This window comes from Yersinia nurmii (assembly GCF_001112925.1).
GTDB lineage: Bacteria > Pseudomonadota > Gammaproteobacteria > Enterobacterales > Enterobacteriaceae > Yersinia > Yersinia nurmii.
The window spans coordinates 1-8157 of sequence record NZ_CPYD01000023.1 but is presented as its reverse complement, the minus strand read 5'-3'; the positions used below and the strand labels follow the sequence as shown (position 1 = coordinate 8157).

The window sequence follows — 8157 nt, the reverse complement described above, 5'->3', positions numbered from 1 at the left end:
CCTTCCAGCAGAACAGCCACCAGTAGGCGATGATGCCGCCGATAACGAGCAGTACCCAATCAAGGTGAATTATTAGTTCGCTCATATTCCTTCAGCTCTCCCCGGTATCAGTTGAATAGACTTACCGCACTCATTGCCCCAAGTATCCCACCCGTGCAACTCCTTCCTTGAAAATAACTCGATGCGCTTCACATCCCCATAAAGCATTTCCAGCCGGTTTCGAACTTCCCACGGCTTTTCGCTGTGGTGACCAAGCGGCGAGTAAACTACTTGCTTAATACTGGCGTTCAGCCGCTCCATCCCGCGCCCGCGCACGGCGATCAACACATCTTCCGTATTCGCCCTGGTATAGTTCCCGCCATTCATCCGTGATTGCTCGTTCAACAGGGTTAGGAAATCGTAAAAATCCTGTACCTCACCGGCTGCCAGCGCCTTATTTATGTGGTCTTCAGCCAGTTGATTTAGCTTTACCCAGGTGAATCCCTTCATCGTGCGCACCTGAAAGCCCCACGCTTCCGCAAGTTGCTTAGCTTCATCATTGAAATTACCGGTGTACCACATAGCTAACACTGCATCCGAGGCCGATAATGACCACACAGGAAGCCTCTTAAGATCCATCAGTGTCATTGTTCCATAGTGATTGTCTGCCGCCCCGTTGCTGGCCTTGTTGCTGTACTGCCACGGCGGGTCGCAATAGATAAGCTGGTAGTCGCTCATGCCGCATTCCTTTTCCGCCGTTCGTCAATCTCATGATCATCCCGGCAGTCAGCATCACAGAACAACCCACGAGTAATTGCCCTGCGGCACTCAGAAAAGTGGCAGCGCCCGGTGAATGTCATTGTTGGTTTTGGACGGTTGGCTATTGCGGTGTCGATGTTGTGTTGTTCGAGAGCTGAAGCGTTATCGATATCGTCGGGCATTATGCTGCCTCCGCAATATTGGTTGGTATACGCCAGCACTTAATTGAATAATTCCCGCTGGGCTTTTCTGTGCATTCGGCGCCAAAAAATGAATTACTTATTGCACCGCTTGGATGCGGGAATTCGCCATTGCCACGGCCTTTGATAAAGGCATTTAATGCACGCGTGGCAAATTCAATGCAGCCGGAGTCCGGCGCCGTAATGGTTATTCGCATAGGGGATACTCCAGATTTAGTGAAATCCGTTTCTTCATATCCGTGAAAATGGGGAAGAGGTTAGCGGCGTACTTCGCCACATATCAGCACTGCCGCCGGGCGGCGTTCTTTAATCAGCGCGGATACGTTCTGGCATTCTGTCTGGGTAGGGTAGATATCGTCTGAAACTGGCAGCGCTTCGCAGGCGTCAAGGCCGCAACTGCTGACAAGTAGGACAAAGCCGATTAGCATTATTCCTCCGCTGGCTTGGCTGCTGTGAATAAAAAAGTTCCATTTTGAAAGTTATCCCAATCGGCTTGTTCATGTAGACACATAACTTTCGCGGTTCTATAACCATCTGAATCATATTCACCCATTACAATTCGACCAATAGGCTCCAGCGCTTTCAACTCTGCAAGTTGCTCACGCAGAGCTAGCAGTTCAGCAGCCATCATTCTATCTTGGTTATAGTGAAGCTTTGAACCCATAAGAATGCATTTCAAATCAATTTCTGAAAATGGTTTTTTACTCAGCATCTGCACTCCCACCTACCAAAGTGAATGTTTTGCAGCCACAGCTTGGACAACAATTGTCCGTCCATCCACCTTTGTTGCGCTTACCGACTAATTCACTTTTAGCGTGAACCTTGCGACAGCGCCGACATTTAAAATTACCCACTACTCACCCCCTTCAACCGGATTACTGGCAGAATGTAATTTAACAATTCGGTCAGCCACGCGATTTGACCAGCGTGAAGCTTCGTAGGACAGCGTACCGTTGCCACCTTTCCATTCGAAATCACCAGGAAAACATCCCGTGTCTGAACACCATTCGTTCCATTCCTCCTGCATGATTTCCGTAATAGTATCGGCGGTAACCGGCACAAGTATCCGCGCCTCTGCTGCCTCTGCGCGTTCTTCCAATTCGGCGTTTTCAGTCTCCAGCGCTTTACGCTTCCTGAATTGAGCTTTACGGCTAGCCTTGATGTTATAAATTGCCAGATCCTTCATGTAGAGCTGATGCTCTGCATTCGCTAAGCGTTGCTGGAATTCCTGATTAAGCATGTCATCACGCTCTTTCTCTGTCGCTTCCAGCTTGGAGCGTAAAACCTCGTTAACTCCTTCTGCTTTCCGAATGGATAAATCAAAATGGCGGTTAAGCTCTTTCAATTCATCACGGTCTTTCTCTGCCGCTTCCAGCTTGGCTAGCAGTGAATCAACGTACTCTTGCGAGTAGAGCATTATTTGCCTACGTGGGTCGATGTTACGGTCATCAGGATTGATTTTGAACAAGTAACCAGAATATCCCCGCTCAATGTCTTGCAGTTCTTCTGCATCTGTCCACGCCACCGGCTTGCTTAGCTCTTCGATATGCTTATCCATCATGCCTCCTTAATCCCACTGCAAAACAGAAGCAAAGAAAGAGCCTTTGCATGGAGTGTCGCGTGGATGGTGCCAGCTGCTATACCCGCCGCCACCTATTGGTGAAACCTTGTAATGCGATTGATAATAACGAGCATCTAGCCAGTCTGGCGCATCATCAGAACCTATCTGTTTTTGCTCGATAGCCGCCTTAATAATTGCGTCTTTGTCATAATCGCCGCGCATAACGAGAAAGGTGCAATCATCACTTGTTAAGTATTCGCATGAACCATCAGTTTTTTTCTTTTTGGTAGCCATATCACTCACCTCCCCGCAGACTGGCGGCGAAAGTTCCAGTCTTTACGTTACTGAATGCTACCCATTTATCCCGCGTTGCTTTCAGCGCCGCATTACGCAACGCTTCTATATGCTTATCCATTCCCATCACCTCAAAACGAATCAATAATCAGATAAGCAATACCCGCACAACAGATAGCGAGTATCACCGACAATATTAAAAGCCACTCGGATGGAGTGGCTCGGTATTGGAGTGCCTTGTTAATGGCTTCTCGAATTTTTGACACAACTATTCCTCAGCAGACTGGCTGCCGGTTAAGTGGAGGGGGAGTGAGTTAGGACGCCGAAAGTAGTCTCAGGCGCTCCTGCTTGCGCAGCGCCAATTCTTCATTGCAGGTGTAATACGGTGATGGATCATCTGGCATGAACTCAGGCTTAAGCCGGTAAATCGTTCCCTCTGCCGATATTTCTTTTATTTCCCACCTCTCTTCCGTGAGAAGGTGTCTCATATTCATCACATAAGTCAGCTCAATGAATATTGACTGGTTTTCCATTGCGCCACCGAAGCCTGCATAGGCTGGGTCGGTGTAATTCAATGTGCACCCACCAGTTGCGCCGCCAGACAAATAACTCCCGCCACCTGTGCTTCTCATTGAGCGATGGAAAGAGGTTATATTTGCATCGGGGTACGCACGGAGGAGTGCTAGTATTTGCTCTGGCCGCATGGTTATTACCTGCTGGGTTCATCTTCAGAACGGGATATCGTCATCAAAATCCATTGGTGGCTCGTTGCCGCCCTGCTGCTGTGCCGCTGGAGCAGACTGCGCCTGGCGTGGAGCCTGACCGCCGCTGAACTGGTTGCCGCCCTGAGGTTGCTGAGGCTGACCCCAACCGCCTTGTGCGCCATCGTTGGAACCACCCTGCGCGCCGCCAGCATGAGCACCAGCGCCTTGACGACCACCCAGCATTTGCATTGTGCCGCCGACGTTAACTACCACCTCCGTGGTGTAGCGATCCTGCCCTGATTGGTCTTGCCACTTCCTTGTTTGCAGGGCACCTTCGATATAAATTTGAGAGCCTTTACGCAGATATTCACCCGCGACCTCGGCTAACTTTCCGAATAACACCACTCGGTGCCATTCAGTTTTTTCTTTCTGCTCACCTGTAGCTTTATCCCGCCAACTTTCCGATGTGGCCAAGGTGATGTTTGCTACTGCACCACCGGTTGGCATGTAACGAACCTCAGGGTCTAGACCTAGATTCCCCACCAAAATCACCCTATTTACACCTCTACTAGCCATTTATGCCGCCTTTTTAAGTTCTGAGTTGCGATGCTTGAATACCTCAATGCATTTGGTTTGGTGATCGGATGATTCAGACAGCGCGTTCCATGTTGCTGTATATATCGATTTCAGCTCTTCAAAGCTTTGACAATCCAGTGCTTGAGATGTGAAATCTGCGAGTATCTCGTCAAATCCCCTTCCTACATCTGGATCTTTAACTTCTCTAACAACCACCTTTTCGATTTGTAGAGGTAACGCCCATGCAGGCAATACAGGTGGAGTCCAGTAGATTATTTTCTTATCTTTAGTACTGGCTCGGTTCCAGCCATTACGCTTTTCCAGGCTCACGTCTGCGAAACCTTCTTCAAGCGAGTACAGATAGCGCCCGATACCCCACTGAACAGCTGCTCGCTTCATTGCCCCAGACATTCCACCTTTGACCGCCTCAACTTGCGTGTTTTCGGCTGCATCCCACTTAGTAATCCATTCATCATCAACCTTGATTGATAACCCGCACATAACTCCGCTATCGGGGGCTGGGAGGAATTCGTTACGCCATCTAGCCTTGCTGCAAACCTCATCTAACCGTTTCATGATCGCCCTGTTGGTTACGTAAGCCAGCACCATAGCCCAAGGCTTGCCGTTGTTGGTTACGCCGCAAGATTGCACACGCCACTCAATATCAGTGGCAGGGAACGGCTCATCTAATTTATTCAAATCCACGCTCTGCCTCCTGAATTCTTTGTTGCTGCTGACTTGTGCGATGATCTGCATTGGCTTCCACTTGTGCCATTTCATCTGTGAATCGCGGATCGGCTATCAGTCGTGTCCATGCGACTGATTCTAATGCTGCGTAAAAACGCTCGTCCTGCGTCATGCGGCCCCCTTAATCTCAATTGATACCGATTCATCCCATTGGTAAATGCGACGCTTGGCAGAGGCACAGGTTAGCTCTCTAGCTGCCACGCCATTACACCCTGCTTCACGGCAGGCCTTGGCACTTTCCAACAAATGCTTATGCCACCACTTGAGTTCATTTTTTCTCATAGCGGATTTCCCTTCGAGCGCAGAAAATCGACTATCTTGTCCAGCAGGCTCTTACGGGGCGGCGGGGTAAAGCTGGATGAGGTGAGGCGGTAAGCCGGTAAATGCTGAATTTTTGTCAAATAGTTAGTAGAGCATCCCGATGCGGGATACCCTGCAATGGCGTATTGCATAGGGATACCTTTTGATTAGTAGTTAATTTGGATAGGTGGTTGCTGGTTTAAAAACGATTGGGCAACTTGATTCTTGATGATGGCAATAACGCAAGCCTTGGCGCATTCGGCATCAATTCCGGCATCGGTTAGCACGGTAATGGCCGAGTTATTTACTTCTGCCTGGTGAGCTTTGTTGGCTGCTTTTTTTGCCGCTTCATCAGCAACGCGCTTCTCTTCTGCTAAACGTGCATCTTCCTTTTGCTGCGCTTTAAGCTTCTCGGCTGCGATAGCTTCCTGCTTTTCTCGTTCAGCTTTAGCGGCTGCATCTTTCTTGTCTTGTTCAGCTTTGGCAACGGCATCCTTAGCGGCCTGTTCTGCTCGTTCTTGTGAAAGTATTGCGTCCCTTCGTTGTATTTCTGCATATTCCAGGTCACTACGCGCTCTCGCTTCAGCTTCGAGCTTGGCTTTCTCTGCTGCCTGTTGAGCAATGAATTCTTCATGGGCCTTGCGCAGACGTTCAACCTCCTCAGCTTTCTCTTTAGCGTCTCGATCGAAAGCGTCATTCATTAGCAGGGCCATCTCATGGGCCACCTCAATTTCTGCCGCTAACTCTTCGGCTTTCTTCTTGGCTTCTGCTTCCTGCTTTAACCGGTCCTGTTCAGCTTCCCAGTCTGTTACCGGCTTTCGGATTGCTACTGCAATATTATCTAGCTCGTCACGAAACTTTTTTCGGTTGGCATCTATCAAAGCAGGCCGTGCTTTTAGCTCAGCAACTAACTCTTTGGCGCGAACCTCAAATGCTGCTTTAGATTTACGCACCTTGTCAGCCATCGTGATATAAACGCCGCGACCCTTTGCCGTATTCAGGTCGCCAACCACTGAACCGGCTGTCTTGCGAACGTTATCAATCAGCTCATCAATGAATTTGTCATTCAGTAACGCAACTTCCAAATCTACTTTTTCGGCTGGCAAGGTGACGAGCGCCAGTTCCTTTTTTTCATCACTCATGCTCATTTCCTTGTGTTTAGCCCACAGCAAAACACCCGACTATGCTTTGTCAGTTATTTAGTAGTGGGAGTGGGGAGTTAGTGGGGGAGGGTTAACCGTTTTGTCTGTGGTTAATCTTGGTAACTTGAATGTCGTCGTGATGATTTTTACTGCCAGAGTCGTTCATATCTCACCTATTTAGTTGACCGGCCGCGCCTGTAAGTGCTTCCAGTGTGTTGCATTAGTGATGATGGCGTCAGAACCATCACACATGAAATTATTGTCAGGAAGGCGATAAGCTACGTATTGAGCATCATCGGTAAAACAGTAAATTTGAACATCTACGCAATAGGGAGGCTGCTTCGCTCCCTTCTCAATCTTGTTCCACATGGAAGATCCTATTTGCTGCGAGCTGACAGAGTGGTTTCGACATCAATCTCATCCCAGCAGATGTAAGCCTCTTCTGGACTGTCTATTTCCGCGTGACCTTGCAGGCCACATTTAGGGCAGCTAGCTTTATCGTTGAAGTTAATCATCCCAATTGGGGCAGCAGTTTCCACAATAACTGGCGAGTGATCGCAACGTGCGCACCACAGCCATTTGATTTCACGCTTTTCTTTCTCTGCCATCGTCTTACCCTCTATCAATGAACTTGCCAAAGCCCTCACAGGAAGGGCAGCGGTCAAAATCACTGGTTGGATTTAGGAAATAAAAAAGGCCACCTAAGTGACCTCGTTAATCTTCTTTTATGGTTACGATTTCTATATCGTCTGGAACCTGAATGGTGAGCAGTGTGCTATACCCGTGATCGTATACTGAGTACTGAACGGGCCAATCGGGTATCGCCAAACCTTCGCTTACTGGAGCAAGCCCAACACCCCACAACCCACTATCCAAATATTGTCCGATGATCAACACCTCACCCTCAGAGGATTTTAGGTGGTACTCCCCAACGTCATTGAAGCAGCCTATTTCTTCGCGAATATCTCCTTCGCACTCGAACAAATCATCACTTGCACCATAAAAACGTAACTCTTTCATCTCTTACCCCTTAACTATGTGGTTAGCTTCTTTACGGTTGGTACGATGACCAATAAATAGTTGCCTGAACTATCTTTAACCACGTCAGGCGGCGGTGGTTCTCGTTGTACCCCTACAGCGAGAAATCGGATAAACTCTAATCACCCCTACAGTTAGAGAATTATTCAAATGGACGTTTTTTCTAGTTTGACTGCCGCAAAGCAAGCTTTTGATTTATTGAAGATAATAAAAGAAAGTCGTGATGAATTAGTTATCAGGAAAGCAGCAGGTGATCTTTCAGAAAAAATTACTGAGTTACAGATGCTTAATGCGGAGCTCTCTGGTCTTTATCAGGCTGAGAGAGACATCACAGGACAGCTTCGCGAAGAAAATAACAAAATCGAGATGTTTATTGTGCAGGCCGATAACTACGAACTTCACAAAACTGAAGGTGGATCTGTCGTGTACAGACCTAAGTCTTCTCCCGATGACGTTATTGAGCCTCATTACCTTTGTGCACACTGCTTCGGCGATCACCAGATATCTATACTTCAGCCTAGCATTCAAACAGTTAAGTCCAATAATTTCTTTGTTCATCAGTGCCCCCGATGCAAAAATGAATACCGCATGAATAAAATACCACCGCTCCCTGATGTACATATCCCACACAGCATGAAGCGCTACTAAAATCACTATCTCGCCGTAACGCTCTCACTCTTACGGAATCCTGCTGAAAACTTAGCCACCTCTGGCAAACAGATATTGTCAGCGCTTGACTGCTCTGTACTGCGAACCGGTACAGGCATCGTTGCTTTGTATACCCGAGCTGTGCATCCTGTGAGGGCTGTAGCGATGTTCTTTTCTAACCGACCCTCTGCTGCACATTTAGCTCTGTA

General features: G+C 48.2%; 16 protein-coding genes. 1 reads left to right on the top strand and 15 read right to left on the bottom strand.

Annotated elements, in window-relative coordinates; genetic code table 11:
• Positions 1 to 81: 81 nt before the first annotated feature.
• The 14 genes from AD970_RS18150 to AD970_RS18090 form a co-directional block, all read right to left on the bottom strand.
• Positions 82 to 717: an MT-A70 family methyltransferase gene (locus tag AD970_RS18150; protein WP_049602379.1), complete on the bottom strand. Its 636-nt coding sequence runs from the start codon at positions 715 to 717 to the stop codon at positions 82 to 84.
• A 202-nt stretch (positions 718 to 919) separates the two neighbouring features.
• Complete coding sequence (locus AD970_RS19870; protein ID WP_049602376.1) at positions 920 to 1135, bottom strand: hypothetical protein; 216 nt, start codon at positions 1133 to 1135, stop codon at positions 920 to 922.
• 60 nt (positions 1136 to 1195) lie between these two features.
• On the bottom strand, positions 1196 to 1366 hold the full coding sequence (locus AD970_RS19950; protein ID WP_167337482.1) for a hypothetical protein: 171 nt from the start codon (positions 1364 to 1366) through the stop codon (positions 1196 to 1198).
• A complete protein-coding gene (locus AD970_RS18135; protein WP_049602373.1) occupies positions 1366 to 1650 on the bottom strand; it encodes a hypothetical protein in 285 nt (94 codons plus the stop codon). Before AD970_RS18135 ends, AD970_RS19950 begins: the two co-directional genes overlap by 1 nt.
• 141 nt (positions 1651 to 1791) lie before the next feature.
• Positions 1792 to 2496 (bottom strand): hypothetical protein, encoded by a 705-nt coding sequence (locus AD970_RS18530; RefSeq protein ID WP_053215289.1) that lies wholly within the window; start codon positions 2494 to 2496, stop codon positions 1792 to 1794.
• A 9-nt stretch (positions 2497 to 2505) separates the two neighbouring features.
• Entirely contained in the window at positions 2506 to 2793 is a 288-nt protein-coding gene (locus AD970_RS18125; RefSeq protein ID WP_049602372.1) for a hypothetical protein, read from the bottom strand.
• 314 nt (positions 2794 to 3107) lie between these two features.
• Positions 3108 to 3398: a hypothetical protein gene (locus AD970_RS18120; RefSeq protein ID WP_157045598.1), complete on the bottom strand. Its 291-nt coding sequence runs from the start codon at positions 3396 to 3398 to the stop codon at positions 3108 to 3110.
• 123 nt (positions 3399 to 3521) lie between these two features.
• Positions 3522 to 4073, bottom strand: a complete 552-nt coding sequence (locus AD970_RS18115) for a single-stranded DNA-binding protein (protein WP_049602369.1) — start codon at positions 4071 to 4073, stop codon at positions 3522 to 3524.
• Entirely contained in the window at positions 4074 to 4778 is a 705-nt protein-coding gene (locus AD970_RS18110) for a Rad52/Rad22 family DNA repair protein (protein ID WP_049602368.1), read from the bottom strand.
• Entirely contained in the window at positions 4765 to 4932 is a 168-nt protein-coding gene (locus AD970_RS19765) for a hypothetical protein (protein WP_157045597.1), read from the bottom strand. Before AD970_RS19765 ends, AD970_RS18110 begins: the two co-directional genes overlap by 14 nt.
• On the bottom strand, positions 4929 to 5102 hold the full coding sequence (locus AD970_RS19760; RefSeq protein WP_157045596.1) for a hypothetical protein: 174 nt from the start codon (positions 5100 to 5102) through the stop codon (positions 4929 to 4931). Before AD970_RS19760 ends, AD970_RS19765 begins: the two co-directional genes overlap by 4 nt.
• Before the next feature lie 185 nt (positions 5103 to 5287).
• Positions 5288 to 6262, bottom strand: a complete 975-nt coding sequence (locus AD970_RS18105) for a hypothetical protein (RefSeq protein ID WP_049602367.1) — start codon at positions 6260 to 6262, stop codon at positions 5288 to 5290.
• Positions 6263 to 6639: 377 nt separating this feature from the next.
• The gene (locus AD970_RS18095; RefSeq protein ID WP_049602365.1) at positions 6640 to 6870 is read right to left on the bottom strand and encodes a hypothetical protein; all 231 of its coding nucleotides are present in this window, start codon (positions 6868 to 6870) and stop codon (positions 6640 to 6642) included.
• Between the two features lie 106 nt (positions 6871 to 6976).
• Positions 6977 to 7282 (bottom strand): hypothetical protein, encoded by a 306-nt coding sequence (locus AD970_RS18090; RefSeq protein WP_049602346.1) that lies wholly within the window; start codon positions 7280 to 7282, stop codon positions 6977 to 6979.
• Positions 7283 to 7450: 168 nt separating this feature from the next.
• Between AD970_RS18090 and AD970_RS18085 the strand changes: the two genes are divergently transcribed.
• Complete coding sequence (locus AD970_RS18085) at positions 7451 to 7948, top strand: hypothetical protein (RefSeq protein WP_049602344.1); 498 nt, start codon at positions 7451 to 7453, stop codon at positions 7946 to 7948.
• A 5-nt stretch (positions 7949 to 7953) separates the two neighbouring features.
• On the opposite strand, the gene AD970_RS20690 is transcribed toward AD970_RS18085, so the two are convergent.
• Entirely contained in the window at positions 7954 to 8115 is a 162-nt protein-coding gene (locus AD970_RS20690; protein WP_456294430.1) for a transcriptional antitermination N peptide, read from the bottom strand.
• Positions 8116 to 8157: the final 42 nt, after the last annotated feature.